Below are 21,094 nucleotides of genomic sequence, written 5' to 3'. Positions count from 1 at the left end.
TCACAAGGCACTTATCAACAGAAAAAAATACCGGTTTTCTGCGGCAAAAGAGACTAACCCCCATTATTCATTGCGAATCGCACTCGAAAAAAGACGGATTTTTCTCAATTTTTCTGCTTTTCTCAGAAGTCCGGCCAGTTGGGAGCCAGATGCCCGCCCATCCGCAGCGGAGCGACCTTTCGGGCCAGTCCTGTCGCATCGTCGGTCTCGACCATGAGACCACAGACGGTCGCCTCCCCTTCTGCCGGCTGAGGACGGTCTCCGGGAATCTTGCGAACCAGTCGATGCAGCGATGCCGGCTTCCCCATTCCGATCACACTATCGTAGTCACCGCACATGCCAGCATCTGTCTGGTAGGCGGTACCCGCAGGCAGAATGCGATGGTCAGCGGTCGGAACATGCGTATGTGTTCCCACCACAACGGACACCTTGCCGTCGAAATAGGCCCCAAAGCCCATTTTCTCGCTGGTGGCTTCCGCGTGAACGTCAATCAGAATTGCATGAACCGTCACGCCCAGCCGATGCCGGGACAGGATCTCACTGACAACACGGAAGGGATCATCCAGAGGATCCATGAAAATACGCCCCATCACATTGATGACCAGCGCACGGCGTCCGCGGCTGATTTCAACGATATGGCTCCCCTGCCCCGGCGTTCCGGCGGGATAATTGGCTGGTCTGACGATGTGAGGGGCCTGATTGATATAGCCAATCATGTCGCGGCGATCCCACGCATGATTGCCCAGCGTGATTACATCGACCCCCGCATTGTGCAGGTTCTTGGCAATATCGGGAGACAGGCCATATCCGTGTGAGGCGTTTTCCCCATTGGCCACCACCAGATCCAGCGAGAGTTTCTGGCGCCAGTCGGCCAGGTTTCGGATTATGGCTTCACGTCCGCTACGCCCGATAATGTCGCCAAGAAACAGCAGTCTCAACAGTCAGTCTTTCATTGTGATTTTGGAGGATTGGTCCTGATGACGCCCCGCTCGGTCACGATCGTTTCCAGCGGAATATCGTAAGGGCCTTTGGGAAGAGCGCTGACCTGCTGGCCAGATAAGCCAAATCCAATCGCCGGTACGTTCAGTTCAGCCAAGGTGCGATCATAATAGCCGCCGCCATATCCAAGCCGATAACCGAGTTGGTCAAATGCCAGAAACGGCACCAGAACAAGGTCCGGGATGTCGATTTCGCCGTCAGGATGCAATGTGCCGAAACGCCCGGCATCCATCCTACTGACAGGCTTCCAGCACCTGAAAATCAGGGGAGAGCCTTTTGGTGTGGTTTCGGGCAGCAGAACATCACGCCCGGCAGCATATAAATCATGGCATAAAGGTCGGAGATCAACTTCTCCAGCCAGCGGCCAGACTGCTGCCACTCTATGGGCAGAACGCGAGAGTATTTCCTGAAGCAGGAGTGTGCGCAGTGCCTCTTCATCAGCATGAGAGGCGATCTGGCGAAGCTGAGCCATTTTCAGGCGCAGTTCTTTTTTCAGCAGGTCGAGGTCGGAAATCTGTGGAGCCGCCAAAGCCGTTGGTCTTTTCAGCCCTCCTAGACCTGCAAGTGCAGGTGGGCACCGGTTAACGTGACCAGGGCCACGACAGAGCCAGTTCCCTAAGGAATGCTTATCGGCCCGGGGGATGATTTGCCTGACGCACCAGGCAGCTCCATCACCTATATTAGACTGTCCGGCCCGATGTTCAATGCAAACGTTTTTAAATCAGGAGGCGCGTTCAAGTTCGGTAGCCAGAAGCTCCGCCTGCCCCGCCAGTCGGGCCAGACGATCCTGCCGGGCCTTCTCAAGCTGAAGCAGCTGCTCGGCCTGCTGGATCTGCGTTTCGGCCTGCGGTGAGATCTGCCGCTGTTTCAGTTCGAAAATCTCATCGGCCATGAGCAGAGCTGCCATCATGAGCGTCTTGGATTCGCTTGCTGCCCCACCGAGAGTCCGCGCGCGCTGAAGCCAGCCTTCCACATGACGGGCCATATCGTAGAGATGGGCTTCTTCGCCATCCTGACAGCCGACATTATAGACATAACCATTAAGACGGATGGATACCTGTCCCATCGATCAGCCCTCCTTCCTGTCCAGCACACCCTGAATGCGGGCACACAGCGCGTCGATATTGGCTGCAACTTCCGACAGGTCCGGGATGGAGCGAAGGGCGCGCTCGCTGGCTTCCTTTGCCAGAACCTGACGCTCGGACGCAGCGGCAATCCGCATCATTGCTTCCTCAAGACGTTCAACCGCCTTATCGTCCTGCCGGATACCTGTCTCGTTTACCGCCACGATCTTCCCGTTCATGCAATCACTACGTCAGCAGAATGCCCAATACAGACCCGCTCCGGCCCGTTCATCAGGAAAGACCCGATCCCGGTACGGGGTCAAGGACATCCCTGCCCGTTCACTATCCTGTTTTCGTGATTTCGTCTCGCCATGAGATGGAGCAGATTATCCTGTCTCATGGAAACCGGTTTCTTGCCCTTTCGATGGAAAGTGCAGGAAACAGCTTTGGCATTCCCTGGTGGCTCGAGATCACAGAGACGCAAAAACAGCTGTCCATTCTGGATTGCGGCGGCTCACCTGCAATCGCCCGGCAGGCGCTGGATGCCGGGATCGGCTGGGCAATCTGCCGTATTGGCGCTGCACAGTTCCGGGCGCTGGAAACATATGACCTTTATCGCGGACGTATCCTGACCACCAGACCGCCTAGCTCCCCGCGCCACAATCTGCGAGAACATGCCCATGACAGCCTGTGATCTCTACCCCGTTCTGCCCGCTGGTTTCAGCATGGATGCCGCCCTCGAAGTGCTCCGCGACATTCTCACCCTGCCTGAAATAACAGCACTTCGGCTTCCATCCGGCTGGACACCGGAAAAAGCGCAGCTTTCACAACTCGTGGATCTGCTGCACGCCAATGGTGTCGCCATGATCCTTGAAGCCTCGGGGTCGCTTTCAGACGTTCCGAAGTCACTTCTGGGGATCTGCGACGGACTGCACGCGGGAAATGTCGAAGAGCTCGTGACCCTGCGCGGCAAGGTTGGAAGCGACATGCCAGTCGGCTGCCTCTGCACCAACCGCGATGACGCCATGAAAGCAGGCGAGTCGGGCGCCGATTACGTCGCTTTTCCTGCCGGAGAGCTTGATCTGGTGAAGTGGTGGAGTTCCGTCATGGAACTACCCGGGGTGGCCGAAGGCATCATGAGCACGGAAGATGCCTCGGCTGGTATTGCGGCCACTGCCGATTTCCTTGCCATTCCCCTTCAGTTCGATGGCAAGGATGCAGAACGGTTTTCAGCGATGGCCGTGCTTGCGGCTGGCTGAAACAGGCGCGGGCGTCGGCAGAAGCGTGTCCTGCGTGAAATAAAGGACGCCGTTGGACTGCGCAAAAGACTTGCCCCAAAGACGATTGATATCGCCTGCCCTGTTTTCAAGAAGCAGTTCGCCCGTCCGGGGAGAAACCTGAACACCCAGCAGGTCACCATACAGGGTCTTCAGCCCGATAGCATGACCATGATTGCGGGCGATTGCCTTGCGCAATGCGGCTTCGTCCCATTTTCCGTAAGCAATCGTATAGCCCAGAATATGCACAAGCTGCCCGCGGTTTTCGGGCGCAAGCAGCCCGCCGTGCCACCGGGTATTCAGACGCTCCATGGCAGCATTGGGAATGGCAAAGAGCGTGTAAGGCCCCGGACCGCTGATCCAGGGATCGAGCTTCGCAACGCGGATTGCCTTGACGTAATCGGCAAGTTCCAGCGAGCCCGTAATATTCTCATCGAGCGGACGGTCTTCATAGGACAGCATGGGCGGCGAATGATAGGCCACCGGGCTGTTGGGTACCCCGTCAGCGCTTGGCTGATAAGCCTTGTCCGTATTTCCGGGCATGAAGGATGCACGGCTACTGATCTGCGTTTCGAAGCTGTCCTGGTAGTTCTTCGTCCAGTCCGTGCCCTGCCAGTCAGGATCGCCACAGGCGGAAAGCGAGGCTCCAAGAAGAAGCCCCACGCCCAGTTTCAGCCCCTTCTCCCAGCCCGGAAACCGTCCTGAAGAGAAAACATCGAGTCGCACATCCATGCTTGATCGTACCATCCTGTGAGCGGGAAAAACGACCATAGAGCAGGCTGGCCGATTCAGCACCCATCCCCGCGCATGGTCCATCCGACGACCTTGCCGCTGACCAGCTCGAATGTCGTCTGACAGCTGGTGTTGTAATAGGTTGCCGGAAAACCGCCACCCCAGCCGCCCATGCCGCCCCATCCACCCATGCCGCCCCAGCCGCCACCCCAGCCGCCCATGCCCATGCCGCCCCAGCCGCCGCCCCAGCCATCCCAACCCCAGCCACCACCGCCGGAATACTGGGTCTGGTTATCGATATAGGCGAGGAACGTATGGCCCTGCGCATCGTAATTGCGGGTCGGGACACCAAACTGGCGCAGCACATCCACTTCGGACTTGCCGACCATGGAATCCAGAACCTTGCGTTGCTGAAGGGTCGGAACGTCACAGGCGGAAAGGCCCAGCAGCACCAGGACAGACAGCAGTCCAACTTTTTTCATCATCATCTTCCCCGACTGTGCCGCGGCAACGCGGTCATGTTTCTCTTTCGACACGTTCTAGCCCTTCTGACGCAAGAGAAGGATTAAAACTCCTGCAAGTTCCGAAAAGATCAGGCCAACCACAAAATGTCACTGATCTGCGGCGCTCCGGTTGCCAGCATGACCAGCCGGTCAAACCCGAGTGCAATGCCTGAACAGGGTGGCAGCTCCGGCAATGCCGCCAGAAAATCCTCATCCACGGCCCAGTCCTGATCGGGCGACAGCTCCATACGACGCTTACGATCCGTTGCAAAACGCTCCCGCTGCTCCACCGGATCGGTCAGCTCCTCAAAGGCATTAGCCAGTTCCAGACCGCCGATATACAGCTCGAACCGCAGGGCGGCCCGATCGTCTGCTGGATCCCTTCGCGCGAGTGCTGCCTGCTCGGCCGGCCAGTGCGTTAAGAACGTGGGTCGGTCGCGCCCGATCATGGGTTCGACACGCTCCAGCAACAGCCGGAAGAACAGGTCTTCCCAGTTTTCCTCGTTGCGCAGCCCGACATGGGCCTGCGTGGCCAGCGCCTCTGCATCCCCAGCCGTTCCCAGCAGCTCCGCCCCCACATAGCGCGCAAATGCAGCCTGCATCGTCAGCCGCTCGAAAGGGAGTGAAAGATCAATGACATCCGTACCCCGATGGACTACGGATGGCAGCAGAGCCCGCACGAAAGCCTCGGTTTCGTCCATGAGCGACGACAGATCCGCGCCCGGACGATACCATTCGAGCATGGTGAACTCGGGAGCATGCGTATTGCTGGCCTCACCATTGCGCCAGACACGCGCCATCTGGAAAACGGCTTTCCCCGTCGCCGCCACAATCCGCTTCATCGCGAATTCCGAACTCGTATGCAGGAAGCGCGCCTCACGGGAGCCGTCCGGCCGCTCCAGTTCCGTTCTGAAGCAGCGCAGATGGACTTCTTCACCCGGCACAGGCACGGCGAACGGCGTTTCCACTTCCAGATAGCCACGCTCTTCAAAGAAGGCGCGGACGGCTTTCACCATCTGCGAGCGACGCTCAAGCAGGGGAAGGCGTTCCGCAATCCGGGCCGGATCAGCAGACAATACGGTCATGGCGTCTATCGCTCCTGTTGCAAAACGGGGACCCGCACCGCTAGAGGCATCACATGCATGATATGGTCAAGACAGCCCCGCAACATTCCGCGGAACGTTCTGCAAAACGTCACACGCTTCGCACACCGTCCGACCTGATCGACGCGGGACTGGCCCCCGAAGCCGACCGGGCCACGCTCGAGGCCGTGGGCGAGCGCTTCACGATGGCCATTCCCCCCGCTTTTCAGGACCTGATCACGCATCCGGACGATCCCATCGCCCGGCAGGTCATTCCCGACGCCCGCGAACTCGTCACCCTGCCCCACGAAGACGCGGACCCGATCGGCGACGATGCGCTGTCTCCTGTCCCCGGCATCGTGCACCGCTATGCTGACCGGGCCCTGCTCAAACCATTACTGGTCTGCCCGCTCTATTGCCGGTTCTGCTTCCGGCGTGAACATGTCGGGCCCGGTGGCGGTCTTCTCAGCGACGCGCAGCTTGAAACCGCACTCGACTGGGTGCGGCAGCATCCCGATATTCGCGAAATCATCCTCACGGGTGGCGATCCGCTCATGCTGGCCCCACGCCGGCTGAAGCATATCGTGCAGTCCCTGTCCGACATCCCGCATATCGAGACCATCCGCATCCATTCCCGCGTCCCGGTCGCCGACCCGGCCCGTATGACGGAAGAGCTTCTGGATGCGATGGAAACAGACCGCGCCATGTGGCTGGTCGTTCACGCCAACCATGCCAGCGAACTAACCCCACAGGCGATGAAGGCCATCCGGGCCGTCCTGTCCCGCGCCATTCCGGTGCTCTCGCAGTCCGTTCTGCTGCGCGGTGTCAATGATACGGTTGAAAGTCTGGAAGCCCTACTGCGGGCGTTCCTGAAAGCGCGGGTCAAACCCTATTATCTACATCATCTCGATGCAGCTGCCGGAACGGGGCATTTCCACGTCCCCGTCGCGGAAGGTCAGGCCCTGCTGAGGCAGCTTCGCGGACGCGTGACCGGTCTCGCCTGGCCGACATATGTTCTCGATATTCCGGGAGGCCGAGGCAAAGTTCCAATCGGGCCGGAATATCTGGACCCTGCGTCTCCGGGCACGGTCTCCACACCCGATGGAGAGGCGTGCAGCTTCACCTGACACGCCCCAATCCGAACGCAGGGTCTTATTTTGCTTCGAACATATGGGTCGCATGCGTAATCGCCCCGCCCGCACGAATGGCCGCAGCGACAAGAGCGATTTCGGAAAGCTGGGCATCCGTCGCACCGGCTTCACGCGCCGCCTTCACATGAAGCTCGATACAGTACGGGCACTGGGTCGTCAGTGCGACGGCCACGGCGGCGAGCTGCTTGGTCAGGGCGCTGACCTCGCCTTCCTCGAATGCGGCACGGTCGAACTGCCAGAAGGCATCCATGCCCTTGGAGGCATTGGCTTCAAGATGGGAAATGCGCGAGAGGTTCTTCATATCGTACATACGGCTTCTCCTTGCGGTTCGCCCTGATCCTCAGGACAGACACACAGTCTGACATGAACCGTCCGGCGCCGTGTCCCAAGCCCCCTGCCCTTCACACTTTCCTGAAGCTGCTGACCGCCATGCGCCCCTTGTACCTTGCTTAGAGCCCCCGTGCGGCGCTAGAAGCCCACAAGACGTGACAGAAAATCCCTATCCAAGGGTCATCAGGACACAAGCATGAAACAGCAAGCCAACCTTATCCGGGCCGGCCAGGTCATCGAGCATGACGGCCGCCGCTGGACGGTTCTCAAGCAGCAGATCATCACCCCGGGCAAGGGTGGCGCCTTCATCCAGGTCGAAATGCGCGACCTCAAGACAGGCAACAAGACCAACGAGCGCTGGAGAACAGCGGATTCCGTCGAGCGTCTGATGACGGAAGACAAGGACTACACCTATTCCTACATGGACGGTGACAACGTCGTCCTGATGGATCCGGAAACGTTCGAGCAGCTCGTCCTTGCCAAGGACATCTTCGGCGACCAGTTCGCCTTCCTGCAGGACAACATGCCGCTGAACGTCAAGCTGGTCGAAGGCGACCCGGTGGGCGTGGAACTGCCGCCGCATGTCACGCTGGAAGTCACGGAAGCCGACCCGGTGGTCAAGGGCCAGACGGCCAGCTCCTCCTACAAGCCCGCCACGCTGTCCAATGGCGTAAAGACGCTGGTGCCGCCGTTCATCGAAGCCGGTGAGCGCATCGTTGTCCGCACGGAAGACGGATCCTACGTCGAACGCGCGAAGGACTGATCCAGCATGCGTCTTTCCCCGCACATGGCCGTTATGCAGGGCGCGGCACAGAAGGCCTCGCGCCGTCTGCTCCGTGACTTTGCAGAGGTCGAACAGCTTCAGGTCAGCATCAAGGGGCCCGGAGATTTCGTTTCCCAGGCAGACCTGCGCGCCGAGACCATCCTCCGCGAGGAACTGAGCCGCGCCCGTCCCGGCTACGCCTTCCTGATGGAAGAAAGCGGCGCTTCGGGCGGGGACAACTGGACCTGGCGCTGGATCGTCGATCCGCTCGACGGCACGACGAACTTCCTGCACGGCATTCCGCACTGGGCCATTTCCATCGGCCTGCAGCGCAAGCTGCCGGACGGAACGGTCGAGCTGGCCGCCGCGGTTGTCTACAACCCGGCCGCCAACGAGATGTTCTGGGCCGAAAAGGGCGTTGGTGCATTCCTCAATGAACGCCGCCTGCGCGTCTCCGGCCGCCGCAACATGCACGAAGCCCTGTTCGCAACTGGCATTCCGTTTGCAAAGGTTCCGAGCAGCAGCCGTCTGCCCTTCGCCCGCGTCCTCGGCGCCCTGATGCCGCAGGTTGCAGGGATTCGCCGCTTCGGCGCCGCTGCCCTGGATCTCGCATGGGTCGCAGCAGGCCGTTACGACGGGTACTGGGAATTCGGCATCAAGCCGTGGGACTGCGCAGCCGGTCTGCTTCTGGTCCGTGAGGCCGGTGGCTATGCGACCGATCCGGACGGAAACGAGCTTCATGACGTTCCCGATGACGTCAATGTCGTTGCCGGAAACACCAACCTTCATGGCCCCCTGCGCGCCCTGGTGCATGAGGCCCTGAACCGGAGCTGACAAAACTGCCCTCACGCCCCATTGCGGGAGTCGTGAGGCGTCGTCTAGGATCGGTCTGACATGTACAGGCCGATCCTCTTCTCCCTTCCTCTGGCGGCCTTTCTGGCCAGCCTTCCGCTGTCTGCCGCACAGGCACAGGTCACCAGCAATCTGGATGATCTGCCGCAGGCCAAGACAGCCCCCTCAGCAAAAAAACCGGTCTCGACGCAGCATCCGACGAAACACACTGCCCGCAAACCCGTCACCCAGAACTCCGCGGCAAAAACCCCGGCGCCTGCGGCTGCTCCCGCCAAAACCACACCGACGCACACGACCGTTCCCGGTGTCCCCCCGGCTCCTCCGCCACCGGTCGTCCTGCCGCCGCCTTTCGTCCCCATCCAGATCCATCCGCCCGTTCCTCCGGTCGAAGTCACCCCCGTCGCTGACGCTGCCAGTCACACGGAAACACTGCCCGACGGTGGTCTGCGCGTTGTGTTTCCCTCGGAAAGCGAGGCTCTGAACGCCGACAGCATCAAAACCCTTCAGGCTTACGGAACCGAACTGTCCCATCATCCGGAACAGCGTGTGCTCCTGATTGCGCACGCAACGCTGCCGGGTGATGACGTCTCCATGCCGCGCCGTATCGCGCTGGCACGGGCACTCGCTGTCCGCTCGATCTTCATTCATGCAGGCGTTGCTACCACGCGCCTCTACCCGCAGGCGCTGGGACGTCCCGACAAGGGAGACAGCGCGCCTGCTGACAGACTGGATGTTGTCATCGAGACAAATCCTGTCGATCCCGCCCCTTCCGCAAACGGCATGCCATAAAATCAGGAAAGACACGCCGTGACACGTCCTACGACCTATCTTCTCCGAATGGCCGTTTTCCTTGTCGCGGTCGGCCTTCTGGCCGCGACAATGGGCACGACCCTGCTCCACGCGTTCAACGCCAACCCGAAACTTGATGCCATTATCCTCGGCGTGCTCCTGCTGGGCATCCTGTGGAACCTCCATGTCGTCCAGCGCCTCATGCCAGAAGTGCAGTGGGTTGAACTCCTGCGTCAGCCCCGCGCCGGTCTGGCCGCACCAAAAGCGCCCCGCCTGCTCGCGCCCATGGCCAGCATGCTGGCGGCCCGCAACCGCACGGACCGCCTGACGCTCTCGACCCAGACGACACAGGCCATGCTCGACAGCCTGTCCTCGCGTCTGGATGAAAGCCGGGAAATCTCCCGCTACATGACGCAGCTCCTGATCTTCCTGGGTCTGCTGGGCACGTTCTACGGGCTTCTGCTGACGGTCAGTTCCATCGCTTCCGTCATCGGCGGCATGTCCGCAGGCGGCGGGGACATGGACGTTATGTTCAACCAGCTCAAGACCGGACTGGCCGGACCACTGGCTGGCATGTCCACGGCCTTCTCGGGCTCGATGTTCGGTCTGGCCGGCGCACTTGTCCTCGGCTTTCTCGATCTCACGGCCGGACAGGCCCAGATCCGTTTCTTCAACGAACTGGAAGAATGGCTGGCCGGTGTCACGCGTGTCAGCGGCAGCACGTCCATCGACAGCGACGGCGCGCCCGTCCCGGCCTATGTTCAGGCCCTGCTTGAGCAGACCGCCGAAAATCTGGAAACGCTGCAGAACGCCGTCTCCCGCAGCGAAGAAAACCGCGTCCGCGAACTGCACATGCTCGATAGCCTGCAGGAACGCCTGCGCGGCATGACGGATCTGCTTGCTACCAACCAGCAGCTTATGACCCGTACGGCCGAGACCCAGACCGCCCTTCTGCGTCACATGGGCGATGAGGGTCCGGGCTCGCAGGGCACGGCGCTTCTGCGGATCGAGACGCATCTCAGCCGCCTGATCCAGGAACTTCATGAAGGCCGCGCCCAGACGATCGGCGAGCTTCGCAATGATCTCCGCGTTCTGGCCCGCACGATTGCAGCGGCCTCCGGCAGCACGACGCCCCCTCCCGGCAGGCAGGGCTGATCCATGGCCCGGCGCAGACGCGGATCCCACAACGCCCTCGATGCCTGGCCCGGCTATGTGGACGCCCTGTCCACCCTGCTGATGGTCGTCACGTTCGTCCTGCTGGTGTTCGTCGTGGGGCAGCAGTTCCTCTCGGTGTCGCTGTCCCGACGCGAGCACACGCTGGATGCCCTGCAAAAACAGCTGGCCGAACTGTCGCACATATTGTCGATGACGGAGGACAAGAACAAAAGCCTGTCCTCTACCGTCGCTACGCTGGCGGACGAAAAGCAGCATAATCAGACCCAGCTCCAGACCCTTTCGACCCAGATCGCCGCCCTGACAGGGCAGCTTCAGTCGAAAGATCAGGCTCTGGCTTCGGCTGATGACACGAGCAAACAGCAGAACAGCAAGATCTCTGACCTTCAGGCCCAGATCGAGGAACTGACCCGCCAGCTTCAGGCGATCAGCAACGCTCTCGACATTGAAAAGAAAGCCGAACAGGGCAAGGACGCCCAGATTGCGGATCTTGGCAGCAAGCTCAATCTGGCGCTGGCGGACAAGGTCAACCAGCTCAAACGCTATCGTTCGGAGTTCTTCGGACGCCTGCGGGACCTGCTGAAAAACCAGAAGGGCGTGAATGTCGTGGGAGACCGCTTCGTCTTCCAGTCGGAAATCCTGTTCCCGCAGGGGAGTGCCGACCTGACACCGGAAGGCCGCAAGGAAATCACGACCCTTGCGCATACCTTCAAGCAGGTCGCCTCAACAATTCCGACGGATCTGCCGTGGATCCTGCGCGTGGATGGCCATGCCGACCGCCAGCCGATCCACAGTGCCTTTCCCAGCAACTGGGAGCTGTCGTCCGAGCGTGCCATCACCGTGGTCAAGCTGCTCATTGCCGAAGGTGTGGACCCGCACCATCTGGCCGCGACAGGCTTTGCCGACTACCAGCCTCTGGATGCCGCCAGCACATCGGCGGCCTATGCGAGAAACCGCAGGATCGAGTTCCGTCTGACGGATCGCTGATCCCTCTCCCGCCTGCCTTTTCACAAAGGCAGGCTTTTGCGCAGATCTACTGACATTTCTGCGATAATCCCTTATGTAGCAGCCATGACCGATACCCCGCTTTCCCTTATCCGCAATTTCTCGATCATCGCTCATATCGATCACGGCAAATCGACGCTGGCCGATCGCCTGATCCAGGCCTGTGGCGCGCTGACCGCGCGTGAGATGAAAAACCAGGTCCTCGATTCGATGGAGCTCGAGCAGGAGCGCGGGATCACCATCAAGGCGCAGACCGTGCGCCTGACCTATCCGGCCAAGGACGGCAAGGTTTACACGCTGAACCTGATGGACACGCCGGGCCATGTCGACTTCGCCTATGAAGTCAGCCGCTCGCTCGCCGCCTGTGAAGGTTCGCTGCTGGTCGTGGATGCCTCGCAGGGCGTGGAAGCCCAGACGCTGGCGAACGTCTATCAGGCGCTCGATGCCAATCACGAGATCGTCCCGGTCCTCAACAAGGTCGATCTCCCGGCTGCGGAGCCCGAGCGCGTCCGCGCCCAGATCGAGGACGTGGTCGGCATCCCGGCTGATGACGCGGTCGAAATCAGCGCGAAGACCGGCCTGAACATCGAAGGCGTGCTTGAAGCCCTCGTCCAGCGCCTCCCCGCCCCCACGGGCGACGCCGAAGCCCCGCTTCAGGCCCTGCTGGTGGACAGCTGGTACGATGCCTATCTTGGCGTCATTATCCTCGTCCGCATCAAGGATGGCCGCCTCAAGCGTGGTGACCGCATCCGCATGATGCAGACCGGCGCGACCTACCATGTCGATCAGGTTGGCGTGTTCCTGCCGAAAATGCAGTCGGTCGAGAGCCTCGGTCCGGGCGAGATGGGCTATATCAACGCCGCCATCAAGACCGTCGCGGACTGCAATGTCGGTGACACCGTCACACTCGACAAGCGCCCCGCCGAAAAGGCCCTGCCGGGCTTCAAGCCTTCCATTCCTGTGGTGTGGTGTGGCCTCTTCCCGATCGATGCAGACGATTTCGAAAAGCTGCGTGACAGCCTCGGTAAGCTGCGCCTGAACGACGCCTCGTTCCACTTCGAGGCCGAGACCTCAGCGGCTCTGGGATTCGGTTTCCGTTGCGGCTTCCTCGGACTGCTGCATCTGGAGATCATCCAGGAACGCCTGTCCCGCGAGTTCAATCTGGACCTGATCGCAACCGCCCCGTCCGTGGTCTACAAGATGCACATGACGGATGGCACGGTCGAGGAACTGCACAACCCCGCCGACATGCCCGAGCTCAGCAAGATCGAGATGATCGAAGAGCCGTGGATCAAGGCTACCATCATGGTGCAGGACGAATACCTTGGCCCGGTCCTGACGCTATGCTCCGAGCGCCGTGGCGTACAGGTCGATCTGACCTATGTCGGCAACCGTGCCATGGCCGTCTATCGCCTGCCGCTGAACGAAGTGGTGTTCGATTTCTACGACCGCCTGAAATCCATCAGCCGCGGCTATGCCTCGTTCGACTACCAGATGGACGGCTATGAAGAGAGCGATCTCGTCCGCATTTCCATCCTCGTGAACCACGAGCCGGTCGATGCGCTGTCCTTCATCTCGCACCGTACTGTCGCCGAGCAGCGCGGCCGCTCGATCTGCGCCAAGCTCAAGGATCTGATCCCCAAGCAGCTGTTCAAGATCGCCATTCAGGCGGCCATCGGCTCCAAGGTCATCGCCCGTGAAACGATCGGCGCCCTGTCCAAGGACGTGACGGCCAAGTGTTATGGCGGTGACATTTCCCGCAAGCGCAAGCTTCTGGACAAGCAGAAGGAAGGCAAGAAGCGCATGCGGCAGTTCGGCAAGGTCGAAATTCCCCAGAGCGCCTTCCTCGCTGCCCTGAAAATGGACTGATCCCTGCCTTATGTCGAAAAGCGCTGCCATCCTGTTCGTTCACAATGAAGTCGACACGATCGGATGGTGGCTCGCGCATCATGCGACCATCGGTTTTTCAACGCTGATCGTCTGTGACGACCATTCGACAGACGGAACAGGCGCGGTTCTCTCCAACGCGGCCACACTCTATGACATCCGCGTCCAGTCATCCGATACGACACTGCCGGCAAGACTGGACCGGCAGACCCGCTTTCACAAACAGGCTCTGGAACAGGGAAAGAGCGAATTCGACTGGATGATGATCCTGGCAGCAGATGAATATCTGCATTTCGAAAATGCCGGGTCCGTCACCGAATTCACAGCCGCCATCACAACGGCAACCTTCCCGGTTAACTGGTGTCTGTTCGGCTCTTCGGGGCATCAGGTGCCCTCAGCATTTTCCCCGGTCGAAACTTTTACCCGGCACGGCCTGCTGGGCCTGCCCGATCACCGTGTCGTCCGGCATTTTGTCCAGCCCCGCCAGACTGGCAGCGAACTGCCGGATCCGTTTTCTGAGCTTGAGCGAAACGCGACATGGGACAAAAGTCGCATTCTCCACTTTGCCGCCGGCGACCATGAGAGCTTTCTCAGACGCAATTCAAGCGCCACACCGGAAAAAGCCTGGCAGAACTTCGACCGCAACGATGCGGAATATACCCGGGCCAGCCGCTGGCTTCCCGAAAGCCGCCGGATTGCCTCTTCCATCGCTCAGGCTTCGCTGACGGATCTCTACTGGCGCCTCAAATCCGCCATGATCCATGCTGACAAAGCCGTCCTGCAGGACCTCGGGCTGACCCCGGCCCAGCTTTCCGTTCCATCATCTGACCGGGCATCACCCCGGTTCCGTTTCTGCGTGCTGGGTCAGGAAAAGCGGCTGATGCTGGACATGCAGACTGGTTCATTCGCATCTGTCGGCCCCGAAGACACGAATTTTGGCCGCTACAATCCGCTCATCATGGCACTTGAAATGTCCGAGGCAGATGTCTGGCATGCCTGTCTTTTCACAGAAAATTCCCTCCCCGGACGCCATCTTTCCATACCCGGATCGCCTACACTTCTGCCCTCAGTCCCACTGACGGTCATGATTGCGGAAAACAGGATCCTGTCGCCTGTCAGTGGCGAAGACATCCACATCGCGCTCCCCGATCACGCCCTGGCTGATATCGAATCGACCATGGCGCTCTACAGCCGGATGACGCCCTTTATGGTTCTGACGGCAGAAGGCCATACTCTGGCGGGACTGCTGCGCGGGCTCGACCGGCTTCCAGCTCCGGATGCCAGCGCTCTGGGCTGCGCGATCGCCATGCTGCCATCCGCGGAGGCCCAGCGCCTTGTGCAAACCTTTCCGGGTCTCGTGCCGCGCAGCATCCTGCCTGCACCTCAGTCGCTGAACTGAAGCCGCGCACTTTCACGGAACAGGGCAAACGCTGCGACAGCGCCATCGGTCACGGCCTGTCTTCGCGCTACAGTGCTTTCGTCCAGAAACTGCCCAAGCCGCTCCAGAAACGCGAGCCATTCGCCTTTCTGATGCACGGCCGACAGATAGGCCCTCGGCAATCCTTCGCCCACACGCCCTGACAGGATCCGCCCGCCAAGTCGCGAGCCCTCGAGAACATACAGGACTCCAAATGCCGTACCCGAGCAGTCAGACAGCATGTGCCGCTGACTGACGGGCATCGGGAGTCCCATGTCGCGCAGATCCTGTTTCAATAGCTCTGCCCGCGGGCGCCACGGCGGCACCGATGCGGAATACCGGTCCAGATAGGCCTCCGCGACGACAAGCGCGCGGGCATGTGCCGTCAGAAAGGCGCCATAGGATTTCCGGTCTGCAAGTTCAAAACGCGAAAAAGCCTCATCAACAGCGTTATGAGCTTTCCGGCTGACACGCCGCAGCTCCTCCAGACTGGAATTCTTCCGCTCATCCGCACGTCCTGCTGTTTCCATTCCTGCCGATCTTCCCGTGCGTTGTGAAACCGTTGCCGGTTCTGTCCGTAATTAGAGTGACTTGCAACAACCAGATCCCGTCTGTCACGCCCCCGGATTTCGGAGAACACCCCGTTGAGCAGCACCCCACCCCGGCAGCCCTCCCCATCAGATGCACGTTCTCCCAGACCGGTCAGACGACATCTGGTCCTGAAAACTGTCGGGGGTGTGCTGGGCGCACTGGCTGCTGCCATCATCATCCTGATCCTGGTGTGGCAATGGGACTGGTTCGTCCCCTATATCGACCGCAAGGCAACCGCAGCCCTGCACCGCCCGGTCAGTATTGCCCATCTGCATGTCCGCCTGGGCTTCAAGACAACGGTGACCGTGGACGACCTGAAAATCGGTCAGCCCGAAGGCTTCGAAAAAGAGAAGGACGATTTCGCGTCCGCCCATGCCATCACCGTCACGGCGGATGTCTGGCGTTATCTGACGGGCGGAGGCCTGTCCCTGCCGCTGATCCGCGCCGATGCGCCTAAGGGTGATATCGTTTCGCTGCTCAACGGGACGAACAACTACACATTTCCGTCATCCTCAGACACATCGTCCCAGACGTCTTCATCCTCCACGACGACCCTGCCAAAGCTGGGCAAAATCGAAATCAACGATGGCGATATCCGTCTGGCACTGGCAAAGCTGAAGACGGACATGCATGTCCTGATTCACACCGAAGAACCGAAAAACGGTGATGACGGCCATCTCGTGATCGATCTCAAGGGCCGATACGCTCAGGCCCCCATCACCGGCCATATTGTCGGCGGTGCCCTCATGAGCCTGACGGACGCCACCCATCCCTATCCGATCGACGGACGCCTCGCTAACGGCCCGACCTATGTCACGCTTCGCGGCACCGTCGATGATCCGATCCATTTTCAAGGCACTAATCTTGCACTGCACTTCGCAGGGCCGGATATGTCGCTCCTGTATCCGCTCACGGGCGTTCCTATTCCCCAGACGCCGCCTTACAGCGTCACGGGCAATCTGGCCTACTCAGACCGCGCGATCCGCTTTCAGAAGTTCGAAGGTCATATGGGATCTTCGGACATCGGCGGGGATATCAATGTTGATCCGCATCAGAAGCCGATCTTCATAGAAGCAGCCCTTCACTCGCATTCGGTGGATCTTGCGGATCTGGGCGGCTTCATCGGCGCCCAGCCCGGCCAGACCAAGAAAGCCGAACCTGCTAGTGCGCGCGTGCTTCCTGACAAGAAAATCAATGTTCCCAAGCTCAATGCCGCAAATGTGCATCTGACCTATCATGGCGATCACATCCGCAATAAAAACTGGCCGCTGGACAACATCGACACGGAGTTGGCAGTCCAGAATGGTGCCATTGATCTCAAGCACCTGACCTTCGCAACGGGCACGGGCAACATCTCTGCCGCCGCGACACTTGAGCCCACGAAAAACGAGCAGTTCCACACGCATTTCCGCCTGGATGTCTCGCGTCTGCCGCTCTCGCGCATCATGACGTCAAAGGACATGTTTCAGGGTGAAGGAACCATTGGCGGACACGTGACCCTCACCTCGACCGGCAATTCGGTCGCAACCCTGGTCGAAAACGGCAATGGCGGTACGACCCTGGTTCTGGATCGCGGCGGCGATGTCACAGCCCTTCTCCCCGATCTTCTGGGTCTCAAACTCGGCTCGGCTGTTCTGTCCGCACTGGGCATCCCCGATCGCTCGAAGCTGCAATGCCTCGTGGCGGACCTGCCGCTGAAGGACGGCATCGTGCATACCAACTCGATGCTCCTGCAGACCGGGACCACGCGCACGATGGGAACCGGAACCGTCAATTTCCACAAGGACACGCTTGATTACGCCGTCACCACGCGTTCGATCGGCCCGCAGATCCTCTCCCTGCCCGGCGCAGTCCACATCTTCGGTTCCATGAAAAGCCCGACGATCCTGCCCGGCGCGGAACTGATTGGTCGCGTTGCCGCATCCGTGGGCCTCGGGATCGTCTTCCCACCCGCTGCTCTTATCCCGACCATCCAGCTCGGTGTTGGCAAGGGATCGGCCTGCGAAAGGGCCATTCTGGAGGCCAATGAACACCCGGCCGCCGGAATTGCTCCCGGCAAAACCACAGGCACAGGCCCCAGCAGTGTTCCGCACCCTGCACAGGCCCGAAGCAAAAACCATGCCGGTGGGAAATCCGCGAAAGCCACCCAACGCCGCATGAACCCGTCGGAAGTCCGCAAGGCCTGGGAGAAAAAATCGAACCCGAAATGAAAAGATACGGTCCGGACCGTGGCAGGGGAAAGTTTTTTGACTATAGCTGGGCCCAGATCCCCCCTGCCCCCGGAGTGCCCGCTTGCTGCTATCCAAACTCGACCGCTGGTTTCATGTCACGGCCCGCGGTTCAACGATCCCGCGTGAGGTCATTGCCGGACTGACGGTTTTCGGGGCCATGGCCTATATCGTGGCCGTCAATCCCGCCATTCTCTCGGCTGCGGGTCTGGATCGCCATGACATGGTCATGACCACGATCGCGGGCGCCGTTGCCGGCACATTACTCATGGCACTCTGGGCCAGACTTCCCATTGCCCTGGCTCCGGCCATGAGCAGCAACGTCCTGTTCGCACAGGTCGTCGTCCAGCAGGCCCATGTCAGCCCACGCACGGCCTTCACGGTTGTTCTGTTCAGCGGACTCTGCTTCACGGCCCTTTCCCTCAGCCAGATCCGCCAGCGTATCATTCGCGGTTTTCCGCCTTCGATCGTCCTCGGCATTCAGATCGCCCTCGGCGCCTTCATCGCCCGGATCGGACTGACGACAGGCGGCATCGCCGTCCCCTCATCCGAAGGCCTGACCTTCGGCGCACTGAACAACCCGTCCGTCCTGCTCAGCATGGCAGGCGTCGTCCTGAGTGCCATCCTGGTCGTGCTGCGCGTCCCGGCAGGGCTACTCATTGCCATCCTCGCCGTCACTCTGGCAGGCCTTTTCATTCAGACGCCGTCAGGCCCCGTCACGCATCTGCCCGCGCATCTGCTGGACTGGCCACACTACCCGACGAACCTGTTCCTGCCGTTCGACTTCCACGAATATTTTTCCCATCTCGGGCTGCTTGTCCCGATTACGTTATATTTCCTGCTGAGCGACTTCTTTGACGCCACCGCGACCATGATGAGCGTCGCCCATCGCGCCGGTCTGGACGGTACGGTCGAGAAGCCAGCGCTCGACCACCGCGCTTTTGGTTCCGATGGTGCTGCCAGCATCATCGGCGCGTCACTTGGGACCTGCACCGTCTCCGCTTATGTCGAAAGTCTCGCAGGCGTTGAAGCTGGCGGCCGTACAGGTCTGAGCGCACTGGTCGTCGCTGTCCTGTTCGCCCTGTCCTCGGTCTTCTGGCCGCTCATCACCACCATTCCGGCCATTGCCACAGCCCCCGTGCTCATTCTCGTGGGACTGAACATGCTCGGCAGCCTCAGCCGTGTTGCGGAAACGCCCGCCGAAGCCATCCCACCGCTGACGATGCTGCTGATTGCCGGCGTGACCGGCAATTTCATGCTGAGCCTTTCCTGTGGCCTGCTGATCTACACGGCGCTTGCGATCGCAACGCGTCAGTTCCAGCGCCTGACGCCGATCGTTCTCGGTCTGGATGCCGCCTTCGTCTTTTACATGGTCCTTCAGGCTCATATGGGCGCCTGAAGACTTTTCCCGTCGCAGGTTTTAATCCTTTTTTCATGGCTTCCGGGCAGGATGCCTCACATGACTTCCTGCCCTGCCCAACCGCGCCACGTCTTCATCGCCACCCCCTGTTTCGGTGGTACCGTCATGCTGGACTACATGCAGTCCATCATCGGTTGCATGGCGGCGGCACCGGCCCATGCCCTTCAACTCACGCTTTCCACAATTGGAAGTGATGCCCTCATCACGCGGGCACGCAATACGCTCCTGCATCAGTTCGTGACCATGACCGATGCAACCCATCTTCTCTTCATCGACAGCGACATCGGTTTTTCGATCACCGATATTCTCGCCCTTCTGGATGCAGATCGCCCCCTGATCGGTGGCGCCTACCCCCTGAAATCCCATTACTGGGACCAGAATACAGACCGTTTCATCGCAGCCGGAGAATCCGCTTCCACGGCCAGTCTGCGCTACGTCGGAGACTGCGCCGCACTGCACGATGGCAATACTTCCGCCGAGATCGCGGCCGTCTCCTATATTGGCACCGGCTTCATGCTCATGACCCGCCAGATGGTTCTCGACATGATTACCCATTATCCGGAAACCCGGTACAGCCGTATCGACGCCCAGACTGAAGGTAAAACCCCAGACACCGCGTCTTCAGACGCTTACGCCCTGTTTGACTGCCTGATCGACCCGGAAACCCAAACCTATCTTTCCGAAGACTTCGCCTTCTGCCGGCGCTGGATCAGCATGGGCGGCACCGTATCTCTGCATAAGGGCCTATCTCTCACCCATACCGGAAGCACGACATTCAAGGGTGATCTGTCCGCACGAACCCTGCCGCTGTCAGCGTTGCCTACATGAAGCGATTATTCCGTAGGACACTACTTGCCACTATTCCGTCATAATAAGACGGTTTAAGCTCCTTTGCGGTGTCGGGAGCGTGATGCATACATTCCCCGACACCGCTCCCCGTTCAGACCATGACCGCCTGCCGGAAATACGAGATATTACTCACCGGATCTGCCGCACCCGCAGCCGTGTTGTAGTACTGTTTGTGAAAATAGCTGAGAGCGGCCGGATCGCTCGTCGCCGGCAAGGGCTCCTTGACCCGGTAATACCGGATACGGGCCATTGCAGACGCATATCTCAGGTTTGAAACCAGTTGCGCACTGCGGGGCAGATCCTGCGAAAGCATTCCCTCCAGAACCCGCTCAAACCGTTTCCCGACCGGGTAACACAGAAAATTGACCCAGCAGTCGTCATGGGTCGCAGGTTCCATTTGCCACAGCCCCAGAGCCGGCCCTCCACCAATCTGCCTGACATATGTTCCCCGACTTTCCGCCAGAGCCGTGCCCGTCACCAGATTGACCGCAACCTCCCCATCCAGTCCCAAGGCCGCCAGCGCCGGAGCAACCACCAGATGCTTGAGCTGGCCCGCATCAATTCCGCTCATGCTGCCCCCTCACTTCGTGCTCAGGGACAGGGCAAAATGCACCATGCCCGTTCCCAGAATGGACGTTGCCAGTGTGATGATCCCTGTAATGACCGCCCGCCCCCCGATCAGGCGATCCAGCTTCCCGTTAACGACACGATTCCCCTCATCAACCTTCGTCTCCAGCAGTTTCATCTGATCCCGGAGCGATGAGATTTCCTGCCGCATCTCGGTGCGCAGTTCTTCGTATCGATCCGACAATCCCCCCGCGATGGTCTCCAGCCGCAGCACACGGTCCTCAAGCATTCGCAGCGTATAGGCGCGTCTCTCATTTCCATCAGTCTGACTGACCGTCAGACCTTCCATCTCCGCCATGCCGTTCCCCCAAATAAAAAAAGCGCTCCCCAGAGGGGAACGCTTTTTGTGGCATTG

General features: G+C 60.1%; 24 protein-coding genes and 1 other RNA gene. 13 read left to right on the top strand and 12 right to left on the bottom strand.

The features are described from left to right. Window positions 1-122: 122 nt before the first annotated feature. From ACJ2A4_RS12865 to ACJ2A4_RS12845, 5 genes are all read right to left on the bottom strand, one after another. Complete coding sequence (locus ACJ2A4_RS12865; RefSeq protein WP_194259112.1) at window positions 123-938, bottom strand: TIGR00282 family metallophosphoesterase; 816 nt, start codon at window positions 936-938, stop codon at window positions 123-125. Window positions 939-949: 11 nt separating this feature from the next. Continuing rightward, complete coding sequence (locus ACJ2A4_RS12860; RefSeq protein WP_408873109.1) at window positions 950-1,528, bottom strand: 5-formyltetrahydrofolate cyclo-ligase; 579 nt, start codon at window positions 1,526-1,528, stop codon at window positions 950-952. Continuing rightward, window positions 1,515-1,671: non-coding RNA, 6S RNA (ssrS, locus tag ACJ2A4_RS12855), on the bottom strand. Before ssrS ends, ACJ2A4_RS12860 begins: the two co-directional genes overlap by 14 nt. Window positions 1,672-1,720: 49 nt before the next feature. Further along, complete coding sequence (locus ACJ2A4_RS12850) at window positions 1,721-2,065, bottom strand: cell division protein ZapA (protein ID WP_062506848.1); 345 nt, start codon at window positions 2,063-2,065, stop codon at window positions 1,721-1,723. Between the two features lie 3 nt (window positions 2,066-2,068). Beyond that, entirely contained in the window at window positions 2,069-2,302 is a 234-nt protein-coding gene (locus ACJ2A4_RS12845) for a hypothetical protein (RefSeq protein WP_194259110.1), read from the bottom strand. A gap of 137 nt (window positions 2,303-2,439) precedes the next feature. Here ACJ2A4_RS12845 and ACJ2A4_RS12840 point away from each other — a divergent pair, with 137 nt between their 5' ends. Together ACJ2A4_RS12840 and ACJ2A4_RS12835 are read left to right on the top strand one after the other, a co-directional pair. Next, window positions 2,440-2,757 carry a hypothetical protein gene (locus ACJ2A4_RS12840; protein ID WP_408873108.1) on the top strand — a complete coding sequence of 106 codons (318 nt, stop codon included), beginning with the start codon at window positions 2,440-2,442 and terminating at the stop codon, window positions 2,755-2,757. After that, the gene (locus ACJ2A4_RS12835) at window positions 2,744-3,322 is read left to right on the top strand and encodes a thiamine phosphate synthase (protein WP_408873107.1); all 579 of its coding nucleotides are present in this window, start codon (window positions 2,744-2,746) and stop codon (window positions 3,320-3,322) included. Before ACJ2A4_RS12840 ends, ACJ2A4_RS12835 begins: the two co-directional genes overlap by 14 nt. Here the strand turns inward: ACJ2A4_RS12835 and ACJ2A4_RS12830 are convergent. From ACJ2A4_RS12830 to epmA, 3 genes are all read right to left on the bottom strand, one after another. Beyond that, on the bottom strand, window positions 3,293-4,072 hold the full coding sequence (locus ACJ2A4_RS12830) for a fasciclin domain-containing protein (protein ID WP_408873106.1): 780 nt from the start codon (window positions 4,070-4,072) through the stop codon (window positions 3,293-3,295). The genes ACJ2A4_RS12835 and ACJ2A4_RS12830 overlap by 30 nt on opposite strands. A gap of 56 nt (window positions 4,073-4,128) precedes the next feature. After that, the gene (locus ACJ2A4_RS12825) at window positions 4,129-4,560 is read right to left on the bottom strand and encodes a hypothetical protein (protein WP_408874171.1); all 432 of its coding nucleotides are present in this window, start codon (window positions 4,558-4,560) and stop codon (window positions 4,129-4,131) included. A 104-nt stretch (window positions 4,561-4,664) separates the two neighbouring features. Further along, window positions 4,665-5,660, bottom strand: coding sequence for an EF-P lysine aminoacylase EpmA (gene epmA, locus ACJ2A4_RS12820; RefSeq protein ID WP_408873105.1), 996 nt, complete (start codon window positions 5,658-5,660; stop codon window positions 4,665-4,667). Window positions 5,661-5,713: 53 nt separating this feature from the next. On the opposite strand from epmA, the gene ACJ2A4_RS12815 reads away from it, so the two are divergent. Continuing rightward, window positions 5,714-6,784 (top strand): lysine-2,3-aminomutase-like protein, encoded by a 1,071-nt coding sequence (locus tag ACJ2A4_RS12815; protein ID WP_408873104.1) that lies wholly within the window; start codon window positions 5,714-5,716, stop codon window positions 6,782-6,784. Window positions 6,785-6,809: 25 nt separating this feature from the next. On the opposite strand, the gene ACJ2A4_RS12810 is transcribed toward ACJ2A4_RS12815, so the two are convergent. Further along, on the bottom strand, window positions 6,810-7,118 hold the full coding sequence (locus ACJ2A4_RS12810) for a carboxymuconolactone decarboxylase family protein (RefSeq protein ID WP_062501931.1): 309 nt from the start codon (window positions 7,116-7,118) through the stop codon (window positions 6,810-6,812). Window positions 7,119-7,334: 216 nt separating this feature from the next. Between ACJ2A4_RS12810 and efp the strand changes: the two genes are divergently transcribed. The 7 genes from efp to ACJ2A4_RS12775 all read left to right on the top strand — a co-directional run bounded on the left by efp (window position 7,335) and on the right by ACJ2A4_RS12775 (window position 15,006). Next, the gene (gene efp / locus ACJ2A4_RS12805) at window positions 7,335-7,901 is read left to right on the top strand and encodes an elongation factor P (RefSeq protein WP_408873103.1); all 567 of its coding nucleotides are present in this window, start codon (window positions 7,335-7,337) and stop codon (window positions 7,899-7,901) included. A 6-nt stretch (window positions 7,902-7,907) separates the two neighbouring features. Continuing rightward, a complete protein-coding gene (locus tag ACJ2A4_RS12800) occupies window positions 7,908-8,735 on the top strand; it encodes an inositol monophosphatase family protein (protein ID WP_408873102.1) in 828 nt (275 codons plus the stop codon). A 60-nt stretch (window positions 8,736-8,795) separates the two neighbouring features. Then, window positions 8,796-9,542 carry a hypothetical protein gene (locus ACJ2A4_RS12795; protein ID WP_408873101.1) on the top strand — a complete coding sequence of 249 codons (747 nt, stop codon included), beginning with the start codon at window positions 8,796-8,798 and terminating at the stop codon, window positions 9,540-9,542. A gap of 18 nt (window positions 9,543-9,560) precedes the next feature. Beyond that, complete coding sequence (locus tag ACJ2A4_RS12790) at window positions 9,561-10,697, top strand: flagellar motor protein MotA (RefSeq protein ID WP_408873100.1); 1,137 nt, start codon at window positions 9,561-9,563, stop codon at window positions 10,695-10,697. Window positions 10,698-10,700: 3 nt separating this feature from the next. After that, window positions 10,701-11,702, top strand: coding sequence for a peptidoglycan -binding protein (locus ACJ2A4_RS12785; RefSeq protein ID WP_408873099.1), 1,002 nt, complete (start codon window positions 10,701-10,703; stop codon window positions 11,700-11,702). Between the two features lie 84 nt (window positions 11,703-11,786). Then, window positions 11,787-13,589: a translation elongation factor 4 gene (gene lepA / locus ACJ2A4_RS12780; protein ID WP_062509448.1), complete on the top strand. Its 1,803-nt coding sequence runs from the start codon at window positions 11,787-11,789 to the stop codon at window positions 13,587-13,589. Window positions 13,590-13,599: 10 nt separating this feature from the next. Beyond that, on the top strand, window positions 13,600-15,006 hold the full coding sequence (locus ACJ2A4_RS12775) for a glycosyltransferase family 2 protein (RefSeq protein ID WP_408873098.1): 1,407 nt from the start codon (window positions 13,600-13,602) through the stop codon (window positions 15,004-15,006). Here the strand turns inward: ACJ2A4_RS12775 and ACJ2A4_RS12770 are convergent. Continuing rightward, on the bottom strand, window positions 14,991-15,554 hold the full coding sequence (locus ACJ2A4_RS12770; protein ID WP_408873097.1) for a biliverdin-producing heme oxygenase: 564 nt from the start codon (window positions 15,552-15,554) through the stop codon (window positions 14,991-14,993). The two genes, ACJ2A4_RS12775 and ACJ2A4_RS12770, sit on opposite strands and share 16 nt — an antisense overlap. Window positions 15,555-15,668: 114 nt before the next feature. Between ACJ2A4_RS12770 and ACJ2A4_RS12765 the strand changes: the two genes are divergently transcribed. The 3 genes from ACJ2A4_RS12765 to ACJ2A4_RS12755 all read left to right on the top strand — a co-directional run bounded on the left by ACJ2A4_RS12765 (window position 15,669) and on the right by ACJ2A4_RS12755 (window position 20,091). Further along, on the top strand, window positions 15,669-17,825 hold the full coding sequence (locus ACJ2A4_RS12765) for an AsmA family protein (protein WP_408873096.1): 2,157 nt from the start codon (window positions 15,669-15,671) through the stop codon (window positions 17,823-17,825). Between the two features lie 85 nt (window positions 17,826-17,910). Beyond that, window positions 17,911-19,242, top strand: a complete 1,332-nt coding sequence (locus tag ACJ2A4_RS12760; protein ID WP_408874170.1) for an NCS2 family permease — start codon at window positions 17,911-17,913, stop codon at window positions 19,240-19,242. A 60-nt stretch (window positions 19,243-19,302) separates the two neighbouring features. Then, window positions 19,303-20,091, top strand: a complete 789-nt coding sequence (locus ACJ2A4_RS12755) for a hypothetical protein (protein ID WP_408873095.1) — start codon at window positions 19,303-19,305, stop codon at window positions 20,089-20,091. Between the two features lie 112 nt (window positions 20,092-20,203). Here ACJ2A4_RS12755 and ACJ2A4_RS12750 read toward each other — a convergent pair whose 3' ends face one another. Next, window positions 20,204-20,683 (bottom strand): hypothetical protein, encoded by a 480-nt coding sequence (locus ACJ2A4_RS12750; RefSeq protein ID WP_408873094.1) that lies wholly within the window; start codon window positions 20,681-20,683, stop codon window positions 20,204-20,206. A gap of 9 nt (window positions 20,684-20,692) precedes the next feature. Next, complete coding sequence (locus tag ACJ2A4_RS12745; RefSeq protein WP_194259094.1) at window positions 20,693-21,037, bottom strand: hypothetical protein; 345 nt, start codon at window positions 21,035-21,037, stop codon at window positions 20,693-20,695. Between the last annotated feature and the right edge of the window lie 57 nt (window positions 21,038-21,094).

It is taken from the genome of Gluconobacter roseus, assembly GCF_046058915.1.
GTDB lineage: Bacteria > Pseudomonadota > Alphaproteobacteria > Acetobacterales > Acetobacteraceae > Gluconobacter > Gluconobacter roseus_A.
Note: the sequence above shows the minus strand (reverse complement) of the source record. Positions and strands in the feature narration are given on the sequence as shown.

What these genes read in the sequence shown, in the direction of transcription:
- ACJ2A4_RS12850 (WP_062506848.1), bottom strand. Translation starts at nt 2,065, where the DNA reads ATGGGACAGGTATCCATCCGTCTTAATGGTTATGTCTATAATGTCGGC.
- ACJ2A4_RS12845 (WP_194259110.1), bottom strand. Translation starts at nt 2,302, where the DNA reads ATGAACGGGAAGATCGTGGCGGTAAACGAGACAGGTATCCGGCAGGAC.
- ACJ2A4_RS12840 (WP_408873108.1), top strand. Translation starts at nt 2,440, where the DNA reads ATGGAGCAGATTATCCTGTCTCATGGAAACCGGTTTCTTGCCCTTTCG.
- ACJ2A4_RS12835 (WP_408873107.1), top strand. Translation starts at nt 2,744, where the DNA reads ATGACAGCCTGTGATCTCTACCCCGTTCTGCCCGCTGGTTTCAGCATG.
- ACJ2A4_RS12830 (WP_408873106.1), bottom strand. Translation starts at nt 4,072, where the DNA reads ATGGATGTGCGACTCGATGTTTTCTCTTCAGGACGGTTTCCGGGCTGG.
- ACJ2A4_RS12825 (WP_408874171.1), bottom strand. Translation starts at nt 4,560, where the DNA reads ATGATGATGAAAAAAGTTGGACTGCTGTCTGTCCTGGTGCTGCTGGGC.
- epmA (WP_408873105.1), bottom strand. Translation starts at nt 5,660, where the DNA reads ATGACCGTATTGTCTGCTGATCCGGCCCGGATTGCGGAACGCCTTCCC.
- ACJ2A4_RS12815 (WP_408873104.1), top strand. Translation starts at nt 5,714, where the DNA reads ATGCATGATATGGTCAAGACAGCCCCGCAACATTCCGCGGAACGTTCT.
- ACJ2A4_RS12810 (WP_062501931.1), bottom strand. Translation starts at nt 7,118, where the DNA reads ATGTACGATATGAAGAACCTCTCGCGCATTTCCCATCTTGAAGCCAAT.
- efp (WP_408873103.1), top strand. Translation starts at nt 7,335, where the DNA reads ATGAAACAGCAAGCCAACCTTATCCGGGCCGGCCAGGTCATCGAGCAT.
- ACJ2A4_RS12800 (WP_408873102.1), top strand. Translation starts at nt 7,908, where the DNA reads ATGCGTCTTTCCCCGCACATGGCCGTTATGCAGGGCGCGGCACAGAAG.
- ACJ2A4_RS12795 (WP_408873101.1), top strand. Translation starts at nt 8,796, where the DNA reads ATGTACAGGCCGATCCTCTTCTCCCTTCCTCTGGCGGCCTTTCTGGCC.
- ACJ2A4_RS12785 (WP_408873099.1), top strand. Translation starts at nt 10,701, where the DNA reads ATGGCCCGGCGCAGACGCGGATCCCACAACGCCCTCGATGCCTGGCCC.
- lepA (WP_062509448.1), top strand. Translation starts at nt 11,787, where the DNA reads ATGACCGATACCCCGCTTTCCCTTATCCGCAATTTCTCGATCATCGCT.
- ACJ2A4_RS12775 (WP_408873098.1), top strand. Translation starts at nt 13,600, where the DNA reads ATGTCGAAAAGCGCTGCCATCCTGTTCGTTCACAATGAAGTCGACACG.
- ACJ2A4_RS12770 (WP_408873097.1), bottom strand. Translation starts at nt 15,554, where the DNA reads ATGGAAACAGCAGGACGTGCGGATGAGCGGAAGAATTCCAGTCTGGAG.
- ACJ2A4_RS12755 (WP_408873095.1), top strand. Translation starts at nt 19,303, where the DNA reads ATGACTTCCTGCCCTGCCCAACCGCGCCACGTCTTCATCGCCACCCCC.
- ACJ2A4_RS12750 (WP_408873094.1), bottom strand. Translation starts at nt 20,683, where the DNA reads ATGAGCGGAATTGATGCGGGCCAGCTCAAGCATCTGGTGGTTGCTCCG.
- ACJ2A4_RS12745 (WP_194259094.1), bottom strand. Translation starts at nt 21,037, where the DNA reads ATGGCGGAGATGGAAGGTCTGACGGTCAGTCAGACTGATGGAAATGAG.